The organism is Microbacterium sp. (assembly GCF_049650565.1).
GTDB lineage: Bacteria > Actinomycetota > Actinomycetes > Actinomycetales > Microbacteriaceae > Microbacterium.
The window spans coordinates 44,551-64,612 of record NZ_JBASAK010000043.1; the positions used below are offsets into that span (position 1 = coordinate 44,551).

19 protein-coding genes are annotated in these 20,062 nt (G+C 68.9%); 9 read left to right on the forward strand and 10 right to left on the reverse strand.

Going from position 1 to position 20,062, the window contains the following annotated elements:
- Positions 1–4: 4 nt before the first annotated feature.
- On the forward strand, positions 5–1,060 hold the full coding sequence (locus tag WA967_RS08365) for a LacI family DNA-binding transcriptional regulator (RefSeq protein ID WP_424421133.1): 1,056 nt from the start codon (positions 5–7) through the stop codon (positions 1,058–1,060).
- Positions 1,061–1,072: 12 nt separating this feature from the next.
- On the opposite strand, the gene WA967_RS08370 is transcribed toward WA967_RS08365, so the two are convergent.
- The 8 genes from WA967_RS08370 to WA967_RS08405 all read right to left on the reverse strand — a co-directional run bounded on the left by WA967_RS08370 (position 1,073) and on the right by WA967_RS08405 (position 11,890).
- Positions 1,073–4,084, reverse strand: a complete 3,012-nt coding sequence (locus tag WA967_RS08370) for a glycoside hydrolase family 2 TIM barrel-domain containing protein (RefSeq protein ID WP_424421136.1) — start codon at positions 4,082–4,084, stop codon at positions 1,073–1,075.
- Positions 4,081–4,944: a carbohydrate ABC transporter permease gene (locus WA967_RS08375; RefSeq protein WP_424421137.1), complete on the reverse strand. Its 864-nt coding sequence runs from the start codon at positions 4,942–4,944 to the stop codon at positions 4,081–4,083. Before WA967_RS08375 ends, WA967_RS08370 begins: the two co-directional genes overlap by 4 nt.
- Positions 4,937–5,815, reverse strand: coding sequence for a carbohydrate ABC transporter permease (locus WA967_RS08380; RefSeq protein ID WP_424421140.1), 879 nt, complete (start codon positions 5,813–5,815; stop codon positions 4,937–4,939). The genes WA967_RS08375 and WA967_RS08380 overlap by 8 nt, the downstream gene beginning before the upstream one ends.
- 167 nt (positions 5,816–5,982) lie before the next feature.
- Entirely contained in the window at positions 5,983–7,284 is a 1,302-nt protein-coding gene (locus tag WA967_RS08385; protein ID WP_424421143.1) for an ABC transporter substrate-binding protein, read from the reverse strand.
- A 238-nt stretch (positions 7,285–7,522) separates the two neighbouring features.
- Positions 7,523–8,710 (reverse strand): bifunctional 2-methylcitrate synthase/citrate synthase, encoded by a 1,188-nt coding sequence (locus tag WA967_RS08390; protein WP_424421146.1) that lies wholly within the window; start codon positions 8,708–8,710, stop codon positions 7,523–7,525.
- A gap of 3 nt (positions 8,711–8,713) precedes the next feature.
- A complete protein-coding gene (gene prpB / locus WA967_RS08395) occupies positions 8,714–9,616 on the reverse strand; it encodes a methylisocitrate lyase (protein WP_424421148.1) in 903 nt (300 codons plus the stop codon).
- A gap of 85 nt (positions 9,617–9,701) precedes the next feature.
- On the reverse strand, positions 9,702–11,231 hold the full coding sequence (locus WA967_RS08400) for an MmgE/PrpD family protein (RefSeq protein ID WP_424421150.1): 1,530 nt from the start codon (positions 11,229–11,231) through the stop codon (positions 9,702–9,704).
- Complete coding sequence (locus WA967_RS08405; protein WP_424421153.1) at positions 11,228–11,890, reverse strand: GntR family transcriptional regulator; 663 nt, start codon at positions 11,888–11,890, stop codon at positions 11,228–11,230. Before WA967_RS08405 ends, WA967_RS08400 begins: the two co-directional genes overlap by 4 nt.
- A 148-nt stretch (positions 11,891–12,038) precedes the next feature.
- Here WA967_RS08405 and WA967_RS08410 point away from each other — a divergent pair, with 148 nt between their 5' ends.
- From WA967_RS08410 to WA967_RS08425, 4 genes are read left to right on the forward strand one after another with little or no spacing between them, the layout of a single operon-like run.
- Positions 12,039–12,374 carry a PadR family transcriptional regulator gene (locus WA967_RS08410; RefSeq protein WP_424421156.1) on the forward strand — a complete coding sequence of 112 codons (336 nt, stop codon included), beginning with the start codon at positions 12,039–12,041 and terminating at the stop codon, positions 12,372–12,374.
- 1 nt (position 12,375) lies between these two features.
- Entirely contained in the window at positions 12,376–12,744 is a 369-nt protein-coding gene (locus WA967_RS08415) for a DUF1048 domain-containing protein (protein WP_424421159.1), read from the forward strand.
- On the forward strand, positions 12,741–13,556 hold the full coding sequence (locus WA967_RS08420; RefSeq protein ID WP_424421161.1) for an ABC transporter ATP-binding protein: 816 nt from the start codon (positions 12,741–12,743) through the stop codon (positions 13,554–13,556). Before WA967_RS08415 ends, WA967_RS08420 begins: the two co-directional genes overlap by 4 nt.
- Positions 13,553–14,320 carry an ABC transporter permease gene (locus WA967_RS08425; RefSeq protein ID WP_424421164.1) on the forward strand — a complete coding sequence of 256 codons (768 nt, stop codon included), beginning with the start codon at positions 13,553–13,555 and terminating at the stop codon, positions 14,318–14,320. The genes WA967_RS08420 and WA967_RS08425 overlap by 4 nt, the downstream gene beginning before the upstream one ends.
- Positions 14,321–14,358: 38 nt before the next feature.
- Here the strand turns inward: WA967_RS08425 and WA967_RS08430 are convergent, their stop codons facing one another.
- Positions 14,359–15,333: an EamA family transporter gene (locus WA967_RS08430; protein ID WP_424421167.1), complete on the reverse strand. Its 975-nt coding sequence runs from the start codon at positions 15,331–15,333 to the stop codon at positions 14,359–14,361.
- Positions 15,334–15,372: 39 nt separating this feature from the next.
- On the opposite strand from WA967_RS08430, the gene WA967_RS08435 reads away from it, so the two are divergent.
- From WA967_RS08435 to WA967_RS08450, 4 genes are all read left to right on the forward strand, one after another.
- The gene (locus WA967_RS08435; protein WP_424421169.1) at positions 15,373–15,909 is read left to right on the forward strand and encodes a CGNR zinc finger domain-containing protein; all 537 of its coding nucleotides are present in this window, start codon (positions 15,373–15,375) and stop codon (positions 15,907–15,909) included.
- A gap of 25 nt (positions 15,910–15,934) precedes the next feature.
- The gene (locus WA967_RS08440) at positions 15,935–16,996 is read left to right on the forward strand and encodes a PLP-dependent cysteine synthase family protein (protein ID WP_424421170.1); all 1,062 of its coding nucleotides are present in this window, start codon (positions 15,935–15,937) and stop codon (positions 16,994–16,996) included.
- A 4-nt stretch (positions 16,997–17,000) separates the two neighbouring features.
- Positions 17,001–17,510 (forward strand): glycine cleavage system protein R, encoded by a 510-nt coding sequence (locus WA967_RS08445; RefSeq protein WP_424421173.1) that lies wholly within the window; start codon positions 17,001–17,003, stop codon positions 17,508–17,510.
- Between the two features lie 116 nt (positions 17,511–17,626).
- A complete protein-coding gene (locus WA967_RS08450; protein WP_424421175.1) occupies positions 17,627–19,015 on the forward strand; it encodes an FAD-binding oxidoreductase in 1,389 nt (462 codons plus the stop codon).
- A gap of 24 nt (positions 19,016–19,039) precedes the next feature.
- On the opposite strand, the gene WA967_RS08455 is transcribed toward WA967_RS08450, so the two are convergent.
- Entirely contained in the window at positions 19,040–20,053 is a 1,014-nt protein-coding gene (locus tag WA967_RS08455; RefSeq protein ID WP_424421178.1) for an aldo/keto reductase family protein, read from the reverse strand.
- Between the last annotated feature and the right edge of the window lie 9 nt (positions 20,054–20,062).

Below are 20,062 nucleotides of genomic sequence, written 5' to 3' on the forward strand. Positions count from 1 at the left end.
ACCTGTGGCATCTCGATCAGCCGACGCGCGCGTGTGGCGAGCGCCGTCGATCATCGACGTCGCCCGTGAGGCGGGCGTCTCCGCGCAGACCGTGTCGCGCGTGGCCAACGGCATGGACATCGTGCGGCCGTCCACCCGAGACAAGGTCCAGGCCGCGATGGACCGGCTGGGGTACCGCCCGAACTCCGCGGCGAGGGCCCTGAAGACGGGGAAGTTCCGCACGCTCGGCGTGATCATGTCGGGCCTGTCCAGCTACGGCAACATGCGCTCGCTGGAGGCCATCGCCAACGAGGCGGCGAAGGCCGGGTACTCGCTGGCGCTGACCCCCTTGTGGACCATCGCCCAGGCGGGGTTCTCGGGCGCCTTCGTCCGGCTCGCCGAGCAGGCCGTGGACGGCGTGCTGGTCGTGCTCGAGGCCCACGAGCTGGAGGCCTCCGACCTCGCGCACATCGCCGACATCCCCGCCGTCGTCGTGACCACCGGCGACTCGCACCCCTACCCCTCCATCGACATCGACCAGGCCCAGGGTGCACGCCTGGCCACCGAGCACCTTCTGAACCTCGGACACCGCACTGTGTCGCACATCAGCGGCCCCGGCGACTCGTTCTCCGCGCGCGATCGTGCGGCCTCCTGGGAGGCCACCCTGCGCGCGCACGGCCGCGAGGTGCCTCCGCTGCAGCACGGCGACTGGAGCACGGCATCCGGCTACGCGGCCGGACGCATCCTCGCCGCCGACCCGTCGGTCACCGCCGTGTTCGCCGCCAACGACGAGATGGCGCTGGGCGCCATGCGCGCGCTCCGCGACGCCGGGCGCACCGTGCCGGATGAGGTGAGCGTGGTCGGATTCGACGACATGGGCATGTCCGCGGACTTCCAGCCGCCGCTGACCACCGTCCACCAGTACTTCGACCGGGTCGGGGCCGCCGCCGTGAGCATGCTCATCGACCAGATCGAGCACCGGCCCGCGCAGAACCCGGGCCCGGTCGCCACCGAGCTCGTCGAACGCGCCAGCACGGCGCCGCCCCCGCCGTCCATGAGGACGACAGGGGCGACGAGGTAGATCGTCGGCGGATCAGATCCCCTGGAACGCGAAGCGCAGCTCGAGGTCGCCGGTGGGCAGCAGGTACCGCTCCAGCGGGCGCGCGCCCCACGAGTCGTCGCCGGCCACGCCGCGGCGCATGAGCGCCGGGCGCACGATCGTGCGATGGACGGGCGGCAGCTCGTGGGGATGCTGCGCGCTCTCGATCTCGGCCGGCGTCCAGCTCAGCGCCGAGAACTCCAGGGTCGGGTCGCCCTCGAAGCGCAGGCCGACACCGCGGGCATCCGTCACCTCCGCCCATCGCACGCCCGTGCGGCTGCCCGACTCCTGGGGCTTCAGGTACGCCGGGAGCATGTCGGCGACGCTGCGCTCGTAGACGCCCAGCCGCGCTCCCGCGCGCCGGTCGACGTAGCACTCCTCCGGCCCTTCGCCGTACCAGCGCACCCGGTCGTAGTCGGCGGGCATGGCCAGCATGGTCGCGAACTCCGGCATCTGCGGCAGGCCCTCCGGCACGTGCATCCGCTGCGTGACCTCCACCCGGCCGGAGCCGTCGACGAGGTAGCTGAGGTCGCAGTGCGTCACCGGGTTCGTCGGCAGCTCGTAGCGGTAGCCGATGCGCACGCCGGGCTCCTCCACCGAGACCGAGATGTCGGCCGGCTGGTGGTAGCCGCTGGCGCGGCCGTACCGGCTGGCCAGCAGCCACTGCCCCTCCTCGAACGGGCCGTTCCAGCCGCGCTCGTTCGACGTGGGCGCGTGCCAGAAGTTCGGCGTCACGACGCCCGAGAGCAGCTCCCGCCCGCCCATCCGCGAGCCGCCGAAGCGGTACGAGCTCAGCCCGTTGAAGATGCGCGAGAACAGCACATGGAACCCGGGCCCGTGCACGCCGATGCTCACCGTGCCCTCCACCACCTGCGGTGTGGGCGCCGAGACCCGCGTCGCGGGCGCGCCGACCGACACCACGTGCTCGCCCCAGGCGATCTCATACCCGACAGGCGCCCACTCGGTGGCCGCGCGCAGGTGCAGCGACACGACGATCGCGTACTCCCCCGGCACGTCCGGCACGGAGACGGGAAGCGGGTACGCCCCCGCAGCGCCCGGCGCGACATCGGTGTCGATGACTCCTGAGGCGACGACCCGTCCCTCGCGGGAGATCGTCGCGCGCGTCTCGTACGCGGAGGACGCCGTGAACAGCATCCGGTTCGTCAGCACGACCTCAGCGGGGGTGACGTCCACGACGAAGCCCTGGTAGAGCTTCTTCACCTCCTGCGCCTTCGGCGTGGGGGTGTGATCGGCGAAGAGGATGCCGTTGCCGCTGAAGTCGCCGTCGTGCGGCGCCTCGCCGTTGTCGCCGCCGTAGCCGAAGAACTCGCGCCCGTACCGGTCGCGCATGCGGATGGCCTGGTCGGCGAAGTCCCAGATAAACCCGCCCTGGAACAGCTCATCCCGGTAGGCGAGGTCGATGTAGTCCCCCACTCCGCCGAAGGAGTTGCCCATCGCGTGCGCGTACTCGCACAGCAGGAACGGCTTGTCGCGGTGCTCGCGCAGGTGCTGCTCCACGCCGGCCGCCGTGGTGTACATCTGGCTGGTGATGTCGGTGGTCTCGGGGTAGCGCGGATCCCAGTGCACGCCCTCGTAGTGCACGGGGCGGCCGTCGGCCGAGCGGAACCAGTCGGCGACGTCCCGCAGCACCGAGCCGCCGAACGACTCGTTGCCGCACGACCAGATCACGACGCTGGGGTGGTTGCGGTCGCGCCGCAGCATGCTGCGGGCGCGGTCCAGCACGGCGGGGCGCCACTCGTCGTGGTCGCCCGGCAGCGCAGCATCCAGCGACGCACCGCCCTCGCGGATGCTGGCCCAGCGGCCGTGCGTCTCCAGGTTCATCTCATCGATGACCAGCAGCCCGTACTCGTCGGCGAGCGCGTAGAACGCAGAGTCGTTCGGGTAATGGCTGGTGCGCACGGCGTTGACGCCCAGCGCCTTCATCGCCCGGATGTCGGACTCGGTCGTCGCCCGCGAGGGCACGCGGCCGTCCAGCGAGAACTCGTGGCGGTTGACGCCGTTGAAGACGACGCGGGCGCCGTTCAGGGACAGAACGCCGTTCTCGATGCCGAAGCGGCGGATGCCGACCCGCTGCGGGATGACCTCCGTCACCACCCCCGCCTCGTCGCGCACCTCGATGACGAGGTCGTGCAGGTGCGGGTCCTCCGTGCTCCACAGCCGCGGGTTCTCGACATGCAGCACCAGCGCGCCGTCCTCGCGCTCCGTCAGCTCGCCGAGGCCGTCGATGCGAGCGGATGCCGAACCCGCACCCGCCAGCTCGACCCGCAGCACCACGTCGGCCGAGGCCAGGTCGTCGGCGACGAGCGTGCTCAGGTGCAGGTCCTCGGCGTGCACGGCGGGGCGGCGGTACAGCACCACGTCGCGGAAGATGCCCGAGAAGCGGAAGAAGTCCTGGTCCTCCAGCCACGACCCGGCGCTGTAGCTGAACACCTGCGCGGCGATGCGGTTCTCCCCCTCGAGGAGGACGTCGGTCAGGTCGAACTCGCTGGGGGTGAAGCTGTCGGTGCTGTACCCGATGTACGTCCCGTTCAGCCACAGCGCGATGGCGCTCTCCGCGCCGTGGAAGCTCACGCTCAGCCGCTCGCCCTCGCGCAGCGGCGCATCGAGCGTGAAGGTGCGCGCGTAGCATCCGACGGGATTGTCGCGCTCGGGAACCTGACCGGGCTGGATGTCCTCCTGCCCGTCCCAGGCATAGCCCACGTTGACGTACTGCGGGCGGTCGTAGCCCTCCAGCTGCAGATGCGAGGGCACCCGGATCTCATCCCACGCCGACACGTCGTATCCGGCGTCGGTGAACCCGACGGGCACCTCGTGCTGGTTGCGGGCGCAGCGGAACGACCACCGCCCGTTCAGGGACTGCTCGAAGGAGCTGGCCCCCGTGCCGGCCTCAGCGGCGTCCGCGAACCAGCGATGGTCGGAGTGCGCGGGAACGCGGTTGTCGGAGAAGAACGCGGGGTCGGCGATGCGGTCGATGTCGAAAGTCACTTGATGGCTCCGGTGATCCCCTGAGCGAACGCGCGCTGCAGGATGAGGAAGATGGCGATGGTCGGAAGAGAGGTCAGCAGCACGGCCAGCATCAGCACGCCGTAATCGGTGACGTAGCCGGCCGTGAGGTTGGCTATGAGCATGGGCATGGTCTGCACGGCGTTGTCGAGCAGGATGACTCTCGGCCACAGGAAGTTGTTCCACGAGGCCATGAACGTGATCACGGCTGCCGCCGCGAACGTGGACTTCATGGTGGGCACGTAGATGCGCGCGAAGATCGACAGCTCCGTGAGCCCGTCGATGCGCGCGGCCTCGATGATCTCGTAGGGGAACGAGCGCGACGCCTGCCGGAACAGCAGGATCAGCAGCGGCACCGAGATCGACGGGATGATCACGGCGAACAGCGAGTTGACCATCCCGAACTGCGCGAACATGCGGAACAGCGGGATCATGATGGCCGCGAACGGGATCATCATGGCCAGCATGAGGATCGCCATCACGACGTCCTTGCCGCGGGAGTGGTAGATCTCGAACCCGTAGCCGGCGACGGCGCAGACGACCAGCGCCAGCACCGTCGTGCCGATGGCGATGAGGAACGAGCTGGTCATGGCCGCTCCGATGTCCTGCTGCTTCGTCAGAGCGACGAAGTTGTCCAGCAGGTGCCCTCCCGGCGTCATCCGCGATGCGATGACGTCCTGGGTGGAGTTGGTGGCGGAGACCACCATGAAGTACAGCGGGAAGACCGAGAACAGCGCGAACACGCTGAGGAACGCGTAGCCGGGCACGCGGCGCCAGTTGATCCGCCTGACGGGTCGGGTCCGCGCAGCCGCCGCTGCGGCATCCGTCGTGAGACTAGTCACGCCTGTCACCCACCTTCATCTGGATGAGCGCCAGCACGGCGACCATGATCAGGATCACGTACGAGATCGCGGAGGCGTACCCGACGTTGGGGTTCTTCAGGAACGCCAGTTCGTACAGGTAGTGCGACATCGACATCGAGTTGTACGACGGGCCGCCGTGGGTCAGCGCCCAGGACTCGTCGAACAGCTGCAGCGTGCCGTTGATCGACATGATCGCCGTCAGCACGATCATCGGCCGCAGCTGCGGCACCGTGACGAACCAGAAGGTCTTGAAGGCGCCTGCACCGTCGATGCGCGCGGCCTCGAGCGTGGACTGGTCCACGTTCTGCAGCGCCGCCAGGAAGAAGATCATGTTGTAGCCGGTCCACCGCCACAGCAGGCCGATCACGATCACGAACCGCGCCGTCCACGGCTCGCCGAGCCAGTTCAGCGGATCGTGCATGAGGCCCAGCCCCATCAGCATGTCGTTGACCAGCCCGTCGGTGGCGAACATGGTGCGGAACACCAGCGAGTACGCCACCAGCGACACCGCGCAGGGCAGGAAGATCATGGTGCGCCAGAACGCCTTGGCCCGCAGCTTGGGGTCGTTGAGCAGATTGGCGAGCACCATCGCCAGCACCAGCATGATCGGCACCTGCACCACCAGGTAGAACAGCGTGTTGAACATGGTGAGCTTGAAGATCTCGTCGTCCAGCAGCCGCGCGAAGTTCGACCACAGCGGCTCGGACCACGCCAGCCGCGCTCCGCGCCCGGTCTGCAGCGAGAGCAGGAAGGCCTGGATCATCGGCACGAAGCTCAGCAGCGTGATCAGCAGCGCGGCCGGTAGCAGGAAGCCCCACCCGGTCAGGCTGCGCCGCCGCCGAGTGTCCATCCACGGTCTGTCCCGCGGGGTGAAGTCCGGCGGAGGGCTGTTCCGCCGGCGGCGACGGCCGTCGCCGGCCGTCACGATCGCCTGAGTCGCCACGATGCGCTCGCTTTCCATGGAGGAGAAGGGGGATGCCCGGGCGGGGCTCTGTTCCCCGCCCGGGCGAAGGGGTGTCACTTCATCGCGAACTCGACGTTGGCCTGAGCCTCGGCGAGTGCGTCCTTGACACTTGTTCCACCGAGGATCTTGGTCATCGCGGCGCTGACCGCGTCTCGGCCCTCGTAGTAGTAGACGCCGGTGTTGTTGCTGGGCACCTGGGCGCCGAACTCGACGACCTTCTGGAAGATCGGCTGCCCCCCGAAGAACTCACTGGGCTCCGCGTAGACGCTGCTGTCGCCGGCGGGGATCCAGTTCGCCACGGCACCGGACTTCGGCAGGATCGTGTCGTACAGGGCCGCGGAGCCGGCGAACGTCGACTTCAGGAAGTCCTGGGCGAGCTCGGTGTTGCCGCTGGAACTGATCGCCCACGACGAGCCGCCGTTGGCGGAGTAGTTCGTGGCGTTCGCGGCGTCGTCGAGCTTGGGCAGGTTGGTGACCTGCCACTTGCCGGACTGGTCCTCGGCGGTCTGGATGGAGCCGGCGATCCAGATGCCGTTGATCGTGCCCGCCACCGAGCCGTTCACGAAGGTGCTGATGTACTCATCCCACGAGTTCACCTCGACGAGCACGCCGGACTTGACCAGCTCGACGTACTTGTTGATGGCGTCGATGAGCACGTCGTTGCCGGCGATGGTCGGCTCGCCCTTGGCGTCGAACAGGCTCGCGCCGGCGGACTGCAGCATCATCATCGGGATGTCGGCGGAACCGGCCTGGCCCGACAGCAGCGGCTTGCCGGTCTTGGCGAGCACGTCCTTGCCCTTGGCGAGGTAGTCGTCCCAGGTGATGTCCGTGAAGTCGTCGACGGTGTAGCCGGCCTGCTCGAGCACGTCGGTGCGCAGCGCGTCGACCGCGGTGCCGGAGTCGAACGGGATGCCGTAGTTGACGCCGTCGATCACGGAGTAGGCGGTGACGCCCTGGGGGAACTCCGAGAAGTCGATGCCGGAGTCCTTGTAGTCGGCGAACAGGTCCGGGTAGTTGATCGCGTTCTTCTGGAATGCGTTGTTCTGCATCAGGAAGATGTCGGGCAGTTCCTTGGTCTGCTGCGACTGGGCGATCGTGGTGAGCTTGGCCTGGAGGTCCTCCCACGGCGTCTCGACGATCTTGAGCGTGAAGTCGGGGTGATCCTTCTGGTAGATCTTCTCGGCCTCCTTCATCGCGTAGATGTTGAACGACGGATCCCACGCCCACACGGTCAGCGTGTTGCCGTCACCTGAACCGGCGTCGCCGTTGCCGCTGCCACCGGAGCAGGCGGTCAGTGCGAACAGCGGAAGGATCGCTGCGGTCGCCAGGGCCGCGAGCTTTGTCATGCGCTTCATCGAAGCATGTCCTCTCGGTGATTCTCCTGGCCGGAGGGTGATCCGCCGGCCCTGCCGGCGACGGTCGATGTCGCGGGCAACATCAGAATGATTACGTAAACATTTTGCCTCCTGCAAGCCCTGTTACGGGATCGTGACCTTGCCCGCGTCCCCTCCGGCAGAAAAGGCAACGGGCACGAGAACCACGCTCTCGCGTGATGCTCGTGCCCGAAGCGACGTCTCGAGGAGCGGATGCCGGTCAGCCGGCGGCCTCCTCCGGCCGCCGCTGCACGTCGATGGCCGCGGTGTCCGGCGCGTACCCGGCGACGTGGCGCTCATCGACGCCGTCGTACGCCGACAGCGGGCGGATCAGGGCGTTGCGGGACTGCTGCTCGAGGATGTGCGCGGTCCAGCCGGTGACGCGCGCCGCGATGAACAGCGGCGTGAACGTGAGCGTGTCGAAGCCGATCAGGTTGTACGCCGGGCCCGACGGATAGTCCAGGTTCGGGTAGATGCCCTTGCGCGAGACGAACTCGCTCTCCAGCGTCTCGTAGAGCGCCGCGAGATCCGGCCGGTCGTAGTGCGCGATCAGGGTGTCGAGTGCCGCCTTCATGGTGGGCACGCGAGAATCGCCGCGCTTGTAGACGCGGTGCCCGAAACCCATGATCTTGCGCTTGTTCGCCAGCGCGTCATCCAGCCATGCCTTCACGCGAGACGCCTCGCCGATCTCGTCGAAGATGTGCATGACGGCCTCGTTGGCTCCGCCGTGCAGCGGGCCCTTCAGCGCGCCGATGGCGCCGACCACGGCCGAGTACATGTCGCTGAGCGTGGAGGTGATGACGCGGGCGGTGAACGTGGATGCGTTGAAGGAGTGCTCGGCGTACAGGATCATCGAGCGGTTGAAGGCGTCGACGACCTGCGGCTCCGGCTCCGCGCCGAAGGTCAGCCAGAGGAAGTTCGCGGCGTAGTCGAGATCGTCGCGCGACTCGATCATCCCCTGCCCGCGACGACGACGCTGACCGTAGGCGACGATCGCCGGCAGCACGGCGAACAGCCGCAGGCTCCGGTCCAGGTTCTCGGCGGGCGTGCCGACGGCATCCAGCACGTTGCCGGTGCCCGCGGTCTCGAACGCGCCGATCACGCTGACCGCGGTGCGCACCTCGTCCATCGGATGCGAGTCCAGCGGCAGCGCGTCGATCGCGGCCTGCACGGCCGGGGTCAGCGCACGGTGCGCGCGTTCGGCAGTGCGGAAGGCCGCCAGCTGCGCGGCATCCGGAAGCTCGCCGTTCCACAGCAGGTAGGCCACCGCCTCGAACGGCTGAGTGGCCGCCAGCTCCTGCACCGGATAGCCGCGGTACAGCAGGCTGTTGGTCTCGGGGTTGACCTTGCTGATGGCCGTCACGTCAGCGACGACGCCGGCGAGGCCCTTCTTGATGTCCTCGGTCATTGCTCAGCCCTTCGTGACGGTGAAGTTGAAGACGCCGGAGTCGAAGTGGTTGTACGACTCGTAGTCGATGAGGTCATACAGGTCGGCGCGGTGCTGCATCTCGCCGAGCCTGGAGGTGAGATTCCCCTCCTCGATCAGCGTATCGAGTGCGCGGGCCGATGCGCCCATGGAGATGCGCAGCAGCGACACCGGCCAGATCACGATGTTCACGCCCACGTCGCGCAGCTGGTCGACGGTGAACAGGTCGCTCTTGCCGAACTCGGTCATATTGGCCAGGATCGGCACGTCCACGGCATCCCGCATGGCCGCGAACTCCGAAAGCGTCCGCATGGCCTCGGGGAAGATCGCGTCGGCGCCGGCATCCACCAGCGCCTTCGCGCGGTCCTTCGCGGCGTCGAGCCCGTCGACGGCGGCGATGTCGGTGCGCGCCATGATGAGGAAGTTCTCGTCGCGGCGTGCGTCGACGGCGGCGCGGATGCGCTTCAGCGCGGTCTGCTCGTCGACGACCTGCTTGCCGTCGAGGTGGCCGCAGCGCTTGGGGTTGACCTGGTCCTCGATGTGGGTGCCGGCGATCCCGACATCCTCCAGCGTCTGGATGGTGCGGGCGACGTTCATCGGCTCGCCGAACCCGGTGTCGGCGTCGATGATGGCCGGCAGCTCGGTCATCCGGGCGATCTGCGCGCCGCGGCCGGCCACCTCGGTGAGCGTGGTGAGGCCGATGTCGGGCAGGCCGAGGTCGGCGGAGAGCACGGCGCCGGAGATGTAGACGCCCTCGAAGCCCTTCTGCTCGATGAGCCGGGCCGACAGAGGGTTGAACGCACCGGGGAACCGCAGCAGTTCGCCGCTCGCGAGCCGCTCGCGGAACAGCCGGCGCTTCTCGTGCGCGGGTGTGGATGAGTACAGCATCAGAATCTCCTCGAATCGGACGGGCGACCCTTCGACAGGCTCAGGGATCCACCCCTGGGCTGCTGAGCCTGTCGAAGCATCAGCATCAGAACAGTCCCGTCGGCGCCTCGGGAGCGGATGCCAGGATGCCCGGCTTCGCGATGATGGACAGCTCGCCCACCTCGGCGGCGGTCAGCTCCGGCAGGCGCTGCACCAGCTCGAGGAAGCGATCGATCTCCGCCGCGTCCAGCACGGGCTCGGCGAGGATGCGGAACTTGCGGATGTACTGCTCGCGGCCGAATGGGCGGGCGCCCAGCGGATGCGCGTCGGCCACGGCGATCTCGTCGACGACCGTGGAGCCGTCGGCGAGGGTGATCTCCACACGGCCGCCGAAAGCCTTCTCCGCCGGGTCGATGGAGTGATAGCGACGCGTCCACTCCGGGTCCTCGGCCGTGGTCACCTTGTGCCACAGCTCGACGGTGTCCGGCCGCGCCGCACGAGACGGCAGGTACGAATCGACATGGTGCCAGGTGCCGTCCTGCAGCGCGACCGTGAAGATGTACGGCACCGAGTGGTCGAGCGTCTCGCGCGACGCGGTCGGGTCGTACTTCTGCGGGTCGTTGGCGCCGGAGCCGATGACGTTGTGCGTGTGGTGGCTGGTGTGGATGACGATCGACGCGATGTTCGCAGGGTCGCGCAGCTCGGGGCGGGCGACGCCCAGTCGGCGGGCCAGATCGATGATGGCCTGCGCCTGGTACTCGGCGGAGTGCTCCTTGGTGTAGGTGTCCAGGATCGCGCGCTTGGCCTCGCCGGGAGCGGGCAGCGGCACGTCGTACGAGGCGTCGGGTCCGTCGAGCATCCAGGCGATCACGCCGTCCTCGCCCTCGTAGATCGGGCTGGGCGACGTCTGGCCCCGCATGGCGCGGTCGACGGCTTCGACGGCCATCTTGCCGGCGAACGCCGGGGCGTGCGCCTTCCACGTGGAGATCTCGCCCTTGCGGCTCTGCCGGGTGGCGGTGGTCACGTGCAGCGCCTGGCCGACGGCCTGGTAGATGGTCTCGGCAGGGAGGTTCAGCATGGTGCCGATGCCGGCCGCGGCCGAGGGGCCGAGGTGGGCGACGTGGTCGATCTTGTGCGCGTGCAGCGAGATGGCGCGGACCAGGTCGACCTGGATCTCATAACCGGTGGCGATGCCGCGCACCAGCGCGCGTCCATCGCAGCCTGCGTGCTGGGCGACGGCGAGGATGGGCGGGATGTTGTCACCGGGGTGCGAGTACTCGGCTGCCAGGAACGTGTCGTGGTAGTCCAGTTCGCGCACGGCGACGCCGTTGGCCCACGCCGCCCATTCCGGGCTGGTGCGGTGGTCGAGCTCGGCGCCGAAGATCGTCGACCCCGCTCCCCCGGTCGAGACCGGGTGGCTGAAGGCCTGCGCACGGGCGGCGATGATCGGTCCGCGGGTGAGCGATGCCGCTGCGACCGAGGCGTTGTCGATGATGCGGTTGATGATCATCTCGACGACCTCGGGCAGGGCCTCCACGGGGTCGGTGGCGACTTCGGCGATCTTCCAGGCCAGCTGCTCCTCACGGGGCAGCTCCTCCTCGGAGCGATGGACGCGGACGTGGTGGGTGACGGTCATGGGGTTCCTTCGTTCTGAAGCGATTCGAGGATGCCGGTGAGGGCGTTGTGCAGGTGGACGTGGGTGGCGTGCGCGGCGAGCTCGGCATCGCCCGATGCCAGGGCGCGGGCGATCAGGAGATGCTCGGATGCCGAGGCGGCCAGCCGCTCGGGCTTGTCCCGCGCCATGCGGCGCACGCGCACGAGGTGGGTGCGGACGGTGCGCAGGGCGGAGGTGAGGTAGTCGTTGCCGTGCGAGGCGTCGATCTCGGCATCCAGTCGCGCGATGAGCGCGTAGTAGGCGTCGCGGCCGTCGTCTCCCGCCAGGTCGACGTGCGAGAACTCTGCCGCGAGCGCGGCGAACGCACCCCGGTCCCCGCGCTGGGCGGCCAGTCGGGCGGCGGTCTCCTCCAGCGCGCGGCGGATCTCGAACAGGGAGCGGATGTCGTCGGCATCCAGCGCCGCGACGACCGTGACCCGCGGAGACTGCTGCACGGCGAGGCCGTCAGCGACGAGTCGGCGCAGTGCCTCGCGCAGGGGTGTGCGGCTCACTCCGAAGCGCTCGGCCTGCTCGGCCTCGGCCAGGACGGCGCCGGCCGGCAGCACGCCCGACTGGATCTCCTCGAGCAGCGCCGCGTAGGCGCGTTCACTGGCGCGCGGAGACTCGACGGTGATGCTCATATCGCTCATCGTATACACAAAAGAGTCCTAACGCCAATATTTGCTGGATTGAACCGTTCTGCGTATACATAAAATTCCTCTTGCATTCTCAGTACTCGGCGTTACTATGTACTGGTAGTCAATGACACTGAGTAGCAAGGAGCACCCGATGGGCAGGCAGCTGACCGAGATGCTCAAGGGCACGCTCGAGGGCATCGTGCTGGCGCTGCTGGCCGACCGGCCGGCGTACGGGTACGAGATCACCGCGCAACTGCGGGACCGCGGCTTCGAGGACATCGCCGAGGGCACCGTGTACGCACTGCTGGTGCGCATCGAGCAGAAGAAGCTCGTCGACGTCGAGAAGGTGCCCAGCGAGAAGGGCCCGCCGCGCAAGGTCTTCACGCTCAACGCCCGGGGCTCGCAGGAGCTCGCCGAGTTCTGGAGGACCTGGAGTTCCCTCGCAGAACGCATCGAAGAACTGAACCCGAAGAACAGGGAGAACTGACATGGCAATGAAGTGGATCGAGGCGGTCACGGGATCGCTCGAGCAGAAGAAGCAGTACAAGCAGGACAAGGCCCGCATCGACGGCCTGCCGGAACCGTACGGGACCGCCGCGAAGGCGATGCACCGCTATCTGCTGAACACCAGCGGCATCGTCGACGGCGACGTCATCATCCGCATGCTCACCGACCTGGCCGACCTCTGGGAGGCGGCCGCCGTCGACGGCACGCCGGTGCGAGGCATCGTCGGCGACGATCCGGTCGACTTCGCGGAGACGTTCGCCAAGGCGTACGCCGCGAAGGAGTGGCAGGACAAGGAGCGCGCGCGCTTCACGAAGGCCATCGAGGACGCCGAGAAGGGAGCGGGATCATGAACGAGGCCATCACCGTCCGCGGCGTGCAGAAGTCCTTCACCGACCTGCACGTGCTGCGGGGCGTGGACTTCACCGTCGAGCGCGGCAGCATCTTCGCGCTGCTGGGCTCGAACGGGGCAGGCAAGACGACGCTGGTGCGCATCCTCTCGACGCTGTCACGGGCGGATGCCGGTGGCGCGACCGTGAACGGCTTCGACGTCGCGGCCCGGCCGCTCGACGTGCGCCGGTCGATCAGCCTGACCGGGCAGTTCGCCGCGGTCGACGAGATTCTCACCGGGCGCGAGAACCTCGTGCTGGTCGGGAAGCTCCGGCATCTTCCGGATCCGGGAGCGGCGGCGGATGCCCTGCTGGCCCGGTTCCGGCTGACGGATGCCGCCGCCAGACGAGCCGGGACGTATTCGGGCGGCATGCGCCGGCGGCTCGACATCGCGATGAGCCTGGTCGGCGACCCCGAGGTCATCTACCTCGACGAGCCCACCACGGGACTGGACCCCGAGGCGCGCATCGAGGTGTGGAACGTGGTGAAGGAGCTCGCGGACTCCGGCCGCACGGTGCTGCTGACCACGCAGTACCTGGACGAGGCCGAGCACCTCGCCGACCGCATCGCGATCCTGCACGAAGGGCGCATCATCGCGAACGGCACACTGGAGGAGTTGAAGCAGCTGCTGCCCGCCGCAACCGTCGAGTACGTCGAGAAGCAGCCCACGCTCGAGGAGATCTTCCTGAGCCTGGTCGGACCTTCGACGGGCTCAGGAACCCAGGGCTCGGTTGCTGAGCCTGTCGAAGCACCCCACAGGGAGGACGCAGCATGACCATGCACTTCGTGGCCGACACCGCCACCCTCACCGGCCGCTCGATGCGGCACATCCTCCGCAGCGCGGACACCATCATCACCACGGCGGTCACCCCGATCGCGCTGATGCTGCTGTTCGTGTACGTGTTCGGCGGGGCGCTGCGGCAGAGCATCGGGGCGGAGAGCTACGTGAACTACCTGCTCCCCGGCATCCTGCTCATCGCCATCGCATCGGGCATCGCCTACACGGCGTTCCGGCTGTTCACCGACCTGCAGAGCGGCATCTTCGAGCGGTTCCACTCCATGCCGATCTCACGGTCGAGCATCCTGTGGGCGCACGTGCTGACCTCGCTGGCGGCGAACGGGATCACCCTGGTGATCATCTTCGCGGTCGGATTCCTGACCGGCTTCCGGACGGGCGCGAGCGTGTGGGCCTGGCTGGGAGTGATCGGCATCCTGGCGCTGTTCACCCTGGCGCTGACGTGGCTGGCGGTGATCGCGGGCCTGTCGGCGAAGACCGTCGACGGCGCGAGCGCGTTCAGCTACCCGCTGATCTTCCTGCCGTTCATCAGCTCGGCGTTCGTGCCGACCGGCACCATGCCCGGTCCGGTGCGCTGGTTCGCCGAGAACCAGCCGGTGACGTCGATCGTGAACTCGATCCAGGCGCTGTTCGCAGGACAGCCCGTGGGCTCATCGATCTGGGTCGCGCTGGCCTGGTGCGTCGGCATCCTGGTCATCGCGTACGTCTTCGCGATGCGCGCGTACCGCCGGCGGATCGGTTAGGTCCGCGTCCTCTTCCCGGGGATCGGCACGGGTGCACGTCACTCGATCAGGACCGGCTCCACCGCAGCCGATGCCTCCGCCGCCGCGGGCTCGCCGAGCTTGACGACCACGACACCGGCCATCACCAGCAGGGCACCGAGCAGCTGGACCGGCTCGGGCAGCTGGCCCACCAGCATCCAGCCGAACAGCAGCGCGGCGATCACCTCGGCCAGTGCGACGAAGGAGGCCAGCCGCGAGCCCAGCATCCGCGTCGAGGCGATTCCGAGCACGTAGGCGAGCGCCGTCGCGAACAGGCCGATCGCGAGCACGGGCACGAACCAGGGCACTGAGCCGAACCGGTAGGCGACGTCGCCGAAGGTGAACGCCATCGGCAGCACGCCGATCAGCCCCGCGACCGTCAGCCCGAGCGCGCCCAGCAGCAGTCCGACCCCGGCCAGGGCGATGGGCGGCATCCCGGTGTCCTCGCGGGCCGACAGCACGAAGTAGGTCGCGGCGCCCACCATCGCGGCGAGCGCCCACAGGATGCCGCCGGCATCGACGCGCGCGCCGGTGAGGATGTCGAGCATGAGGATGAGGCCCCCGAAGGCGATCACCGCGCCCAGGATGCTGCGGCCAGTGGGCTTCTCGCCGCGGCGCAGCCACAGCCACAGCACCACGGCGACCGGCGCGGTGTACTCGATGAGCAGGGCGATGCCGACATCCATGACCGCGACGGCCTGGAAGTAGCAGAGCTGGGTGGCGGTGACCGCCAGCAGGCCGTAGGCGATGATCATGCCGGCGTTGCGGCGCAGCACGTGCCAGTGGCCGCGCAGGGCGAGGATCGTGGGAACCAGCAGCACGAGCGCCGCCACCCAGACGCGCGCGGTGACAGCCGCTCCGGGCGTCCAGCCCGCGTCGATGAGTCCGCGCGCCCAGGCACCGGACATGCCGAACGAGAACGCCGCGCCCAGCGCGACCAGCAGACCCGCGCCGACGCCCGTGGGCGCCCGTGTGTCATGTGCAACAAGCCCCATGAGTGATGACACTATTCCTCCGCGATGTAAGATGTCAACATGATCTTCACCAGTGACACGGAAGAGGCGCTGCGCGCCGCCGTCAGCCTGGTCAACTCCGCCGAGGAGCCCGACGCGCTGGCGACCGCCGACGACTTCGCCGCCTTCCTGGCCGAGTACCCGTACACCGGTCGCATCGACCGCGACGACCCCGAGCTGCAGGCGCTGCGCTCCCTGCGCCCCCGACTGCGCACCATGCTCCTCGCCCCTCGTGACGAGATGGTCGAGCACGTCAACGCCGCACTCGCGGATGCCACACTCACCCCGCGCCTGACCCGGCACGATGCGGCCGACTGGCACCTGCACGCCGTCGCCGACGACCATCCGCTGCCCGAGCGCATCCTCGTCGAGACCGCCATGGCCCTGATCGACGTCATCCGCGCCGACGAGGGCAGCCGGCTGGAGGTCTGCGCGGATGCCGACTGCCAAGCCATCGCACTGGACCTGAGCCGCAACCGTTCCAAGCGCTACTGCTCCACCACCTGCGCGAACCGCAATGCGGTGGCCGCGTACCGGGCACGGCAGGCGAAGGACTGAGTCTCGCGCCGAGTACGCTCGGAGCATGAGTGAATGGGTCAGTTCCGCCATCCGAGTGCTGGAGGCGGACGCCAACCGCTCCGCCGACACGCACCTGCACCTGTTCCCGCTGCCCGCCGAGTGGGGCATCGACCTGTACCTGAAGGACGAGTCCGTGCACCCCACCGGCTCGCTCAAGCACCGGCTGGCGCGCTCGCTGATCCTGTACGGGCTGGTCAACGGCCTCATCGACGAGGGCACGACGCTCGTGGAGTCCTCCAGCGGGTCGACCGCCGTGTCAGAGGCGTACTTCGCCCGGATGCTGGGTCTGGACTTCGTCACGGTGGTGCCGAGCTCCACCAGCCAGGAGAAGATCGACCTCATCGAGTTCTACGCCGGCAGCTGCCACCTCGTCGAGCACGCCTCGGAGATCTCCGCGGAGGCCCGCCGACTGGCATCCGAGTGCGGCGGCCACTACCTCGACCAGTTCACCTACGCCGAGCGTGCCACCGACTGGCGCGGCAACAACAACATCGCCGAGAGCGTGTTCAGCCAGCTGGCGCAGGAGCGGCATCCGATCCCCCGCTGGATCGTCGTCGGCGCCGGAACCGGCGGCACCAGCGCCACCTTCGGCCGCTATGTGCGCTACCGCCGGCACCCCACTCAGGTGGCCGTGGTCGACCCTGAGGGCTCCGCGTTCTACGCCGGGTGGAGGGGCGACGCGGATGCCGTGGGCAGCCCCTCCCGCATCGAGGGCATCGGCCGCCCGCGCGTGGAGGCGTCGTTCGTGCCGAGCGTGATCGACGAGATGATCCAGGTGCCGGATGCCGCGTCCATCGCCGCCATCCGTCTGCTGCGCGAGCGCACCCTGCACTGGGCGGGCGGCTCGACGGGCACCAACCTGTACGGCGCGTTCGAGCTGATCTCGCGCATGCGGGATGCCGGCGAGACCGGCAGCGTGGTCACTCTGATCTGCGACGGCGGCGCGCGCTATGCCGAGACCTACTACTCCGACGAGTGGGTGGCCTCGCAGGGCTGGGATCTGGCCCCGCACCGCGCGCGCATGGAGCGGTTCCTGGCCGGCGGCGCGTGGAGCCAGCTACGCTGAGCGCATGACCACGCTCATCCTCACGGTCGCGGGAGCGGATCGCCCCGGACTCGTCTCCGCCGTCGCGGAGCTCACGGGCGCCTATGGGTGCAACTGGGAGAACAGCAGCCTCGCCGAGCTCGCGGGCACGTTCGCGGGCGTCATCCAGCTGACCGTCGCCGACGACCGCGTCGACGAGCTGCGCGAGGCGCTGCGCGGGCTGGAAGGCATGCTGGCGGTCACCGTCAGCACCGGCGCCGACACCGCTTCTCCCGCCGGGGACCGCCGCGTCTCGGTGACCGTGCTGGGCGACGACCGGCCGGGAATCGTGCGCGAGGTCACCGGCGTGCTCAGCAGCCATGCGCTGAGCATCCAGAGCATGACCACGCAGACGCGGGACGCCGCGATGGCCGGCGGCCGGCTGTTCGAGTCCGCCGTCACGGCGACCGTGCCGGCATCCGTCGATCTGGATGCGCTGCGCGCCGACATCGAGCAGCTCACGCACGATCTGCAGGTGGACATCGTCGCGCTGTAGCCGGTCCGAGCATTCACCCGGATATCGCCCCGGCCGAGCTTCCCGGCATCCGGCCCCGGTGTGCCACAGTGGACGGAGCGCTGTCTCAGCCGGCAGCCGGAATGCCGAGGTTGCCCATGCCCATCGACCGCGACGAAGCCGTCATCGCAGACCTGATCGCGGCCCTTCCCGAGGGCTCGGTCATCACCGATCCCGACTCGCTTGAGGCCTATCGACGCGACCGCGCCGAGGATCCGGATGCCGGCACGCCGCTCGCCGTGGTGCGCGCGACCAGCACGGAGGACGTGCAGGCCGCCGTGCGCATCGCCGCACGGGAGGGCGTGGGGATCGTGCCACGCGGAGCGGGGTCGGGCCTGTCCGGCGGCTCCTCGGCCGTGGACGGCGCGATCGTGATCTCTCTGGAGCGGATGCGCGAGATCCGCATCGACCCCGCGCTGCAGATGGCCATCGTGCAGCCTGGTGCGTTCAACGCGGAGGTGAAGGCCGCGGCATCCGAGCACGGCCTCTGGTACCCGCCCGACCCGTCGTCGCAGGCGTTCTGCTCGATCGGCGGCAACATCGCCACCAACGCCGGAGGCCTGTGCTGCGTGAAGTACGGCGTGACCACCGACTATGTGCTGGGCCTGAAGGTGGTGCTGGCCGACGGCCGCGCCATCACGCTCGGCGGGCCGCGTCTGAAGGACGTCGCAGGACTGTCGCTCACCAAGCTGTTCGTGGGCAGCGAGGGCACGCTCGGTATCGTCACCGAGGCCACGCTTCGCCTGGTGCCCGCGCAGCGCACGCCCACCACCCTGGTCGCGGTGTTCCCCACCGTGGCCGGCGCGATCCAGGCGGTCGTCGACATCAAGGCCGCCATGCGCCCGTCGATGCTGGAGTTCATGGACCAGATCACCATCAACGCGGTCGAGGACATGCTGCGGATGGATCTGGACCGGGATGCCGCGGCCATGCTCATCGTGCAGTCCGACGAGCCGGCCGAGGTGGCCGAGGCGCAGATCGCGACCATCGAGCAGACCTGCGGGCTGCACGGCGCCACCGAGGTGTACGCCACCAGCGACCCCGACGAGAGCGAGGCGCTCGTCGAGGCACGGCGCCAGGCCATCCCCGCGATGGAGAGGCGCGGCGCGATGCTGCTGGAGGACGTCGGCGTGCCGCTCCCCCGACTCGGCGACCTGATCGAGGGCATGCGGGCGATCGCCGAGCAGCGCGGCATCGAGATCGCCGTGGTCGCGCACGCCGGCGACGGCAACACGCATCCGCTGATCGTGCTGGACCCTGAGGATGCCGCCCAGCGCGCGAGCGCGGATCTGGCGTTCGGCGAGGTGATGACGCTGGCCATCGGCCTGGGCGGCACGATCACCGGAGAGCACGGCGTGGGGCGTCTGAAGCAGCCCTGGCTGGCGGACTACCTCGGCGACGATGTGCTGGAGCTGAACCTGCGCATCAAGAAGGCCCTCGACCCGCAGAACATCCTGAACCCCGGGGCGATGTTCGGTCGGGGCTGACCGCGGTCAGCCCCGACCGAGCACTCAGACCAGGCGCGTCCTCGGCGACACGGAGTAGGTGTCCTCGACATCGGTGTTGGCGACGCCGGCGAGGGCGGCATCGATGGCGGCCATGACGTCGGCGTCCAGCGTCACGCCCGAGGCCTTGACGGTCTCGGCCAGCTGCTCCGGGCGCGAGGCGCCGACCAGCGCCGCGGCGACGTTCGGGTTCTGCAGCACCCAGGCGATGGCCAGCTGCGGCATCGTCAGGCCCGCCTCGGCGGCGATGGGCTTGAGCTTCTGAACGGCCGTGAGGATGTCATCCTTCAGCAGCCGCTCGATGAAGTGCGCGCCCGAGTGCGGGTCGGTCGCGCGCGAGCCGTCGGGCACCGGCTGACCCGGAAGGTACTTGCCGCTGAGCACGCCCTGCGCCATGGGCGACCAGACGATCTGCGAGATGCCGAGCGACTGGGAGGTCGGGACGACCTTGCCCTCGATCACGCGGTGCAGCATGGAGTACTGCGGCTGGTTCGACACGAGCTGGATGCCCAGCTGCACGGCCAGGTCATGGCCGGCGCGCAACTGCTCTGCAGTCCACTCCGAGACGCCGATGTACAGCGCTTTGCCCTGCCGGACCACGTCGGCGAAGGCCTGCATGGTCTCCTCGAGCGGGGTCTCGTAGTCGTAGCGGTGCGCCTGGTACAGGTCGACGTACTCCACCCCGAGGCGCGTGAGCGAGCCGTCGATGGACTCGCGGATGTGCTTGCGGCTCAGGCCGGTGTCGTTGGGGCCCTTCGGGCCGGTCGGAAAGTAGACCTTCGTGAAGATCTCCAGGCCGGCGCGGCGCTGGCCGGCGAGAGCCTTGCCGAGCACGACCTCGGCCGCGGTGTTGGCATAGGTGTCGGCGGTGTCGAAGGTGGTGATGCCGGCATCCAGGGCCGCGTGCACCGTCGAGATCGCCGCCGAGTCGTCGATCTGCGACGCGTGCGTCACCCAGTTGCCGTAGGTGATCTCAGAGACCTTGAGACCGCTGTTGCCGAGGTAGCGATAGTTGACCATGGTCCAACG

Bases quoted from the DNA above. Each gene is read 5' to 3' on its own strand.
- WA967_RS08425 (WP_424421164.1), top strand. From the start codon at position 13,553: ATGACCATGCACTTCGTGGCCGACACCGCCACCCTCACCGGCCGCTCG.
- WA967_RS08445 (WP_424421173.1), top strand. From the start codon at position 17,001: ATGACCACGCTCATCCTCACGGTCGCGGGAGCGGATCGCCCCGGACTC.
- WA967_RS08415 (WP_424421159.1), top strand. From the start codon at position 12,376: ATGGCAATGAAGTGGATCGAGGCGGTCACGGGATCGCTCGAGCAGAAG.
- WA967_RS08455 (WP_424421178.1), bottom strand. From the start codon at position 20,053: ATGGTCAACTATCGCTACCTCGGCAACAGCGGTCTCAAGGTCTCTGAG.
- WA967_RS08390 (WP_424421146.1), bottom strand. From the start codon at position 8,710: ATGACCGAGGACATCAAGAAGGGCCTCGCCGGCGTCGTCGCTGACGTG.
- WA967_RS08435 (WP_424421169.1), top strand. From the start codon at position 15,373: ATGATCTTCACCAGTGACACGGAAGAGGCGCTGCGCGCCGCCGTCAGC.
- WA967_RS08380 (WP_424421140.1), bottom strand. From the start codon at position 5,815: ATGGACACTCGGCGGCGGCGCAGCCTGACCGGGTGGGGCTTCCTGCTA.
- WA967_RS08430 (WP_424421167.1), bottom strand. From the start codon at position 15,333: ATGGGGCTTGTTGCACATGACACACGGGCGCCCACGGGCGTCGGCGCG.
- WA967_RS08410 (WP_424421156.1), top strand. From the start codon at position 12,039: ATGGGCAGGCAGCTGACCGAGATGCTCAAGGGCACGCTCGAGGGCATC.
- WA967_RS08400 (WP_424421150.1), bottom strand. From the start codon at position 11,231: ATGACCGTCACCCACCACGTCCGCGTCCATCGCTCCGAGGAGGAGCTG.
- WA967_RS08385 (WP_424421143.1), bottom strand. From the start codon at position 7,284: ATGAAGCGCATGACAAAGCTCGCGGCCCTGGCGACCGCAGCGATCCTT.
- WA967_RS08420 (WP_424421161.1), top strand. From the start codon at position 12,741: ATGAACGAGGCCATCACCGTCCGCGGCGTGCAGAAGTCCTTCACCGAC.
- WA967_RS08450 (WP_424421175.1), top strand. From the start codon at position 17,627: ATGCCCATCGACCGCGACGAAGCCGTCATCGCAGACCTGATCGCGGCC.
- WA967_RS08405 (WP_424421153.1), bottom strand. From the start codon at position 11,890: ATGAGCATCACCGTCGAGTCTCCGCGCGCCAGTGAACGCGCCTACGCG.
- WA967_RS08440 (WP_424421170.1), top strand. From the start codon at position 15,935: ATGAGTGAATGGGTCAGTTCCGCCATCCGAGTGCTGGAGGCGGACGCC.
- prpB (WP_424421148.1), bottom strand. From the start codon at position 9,616: ATGCTGTACTCATCCACACCCGCGCACGAGAAGCGCCGGCTGTTCCGC.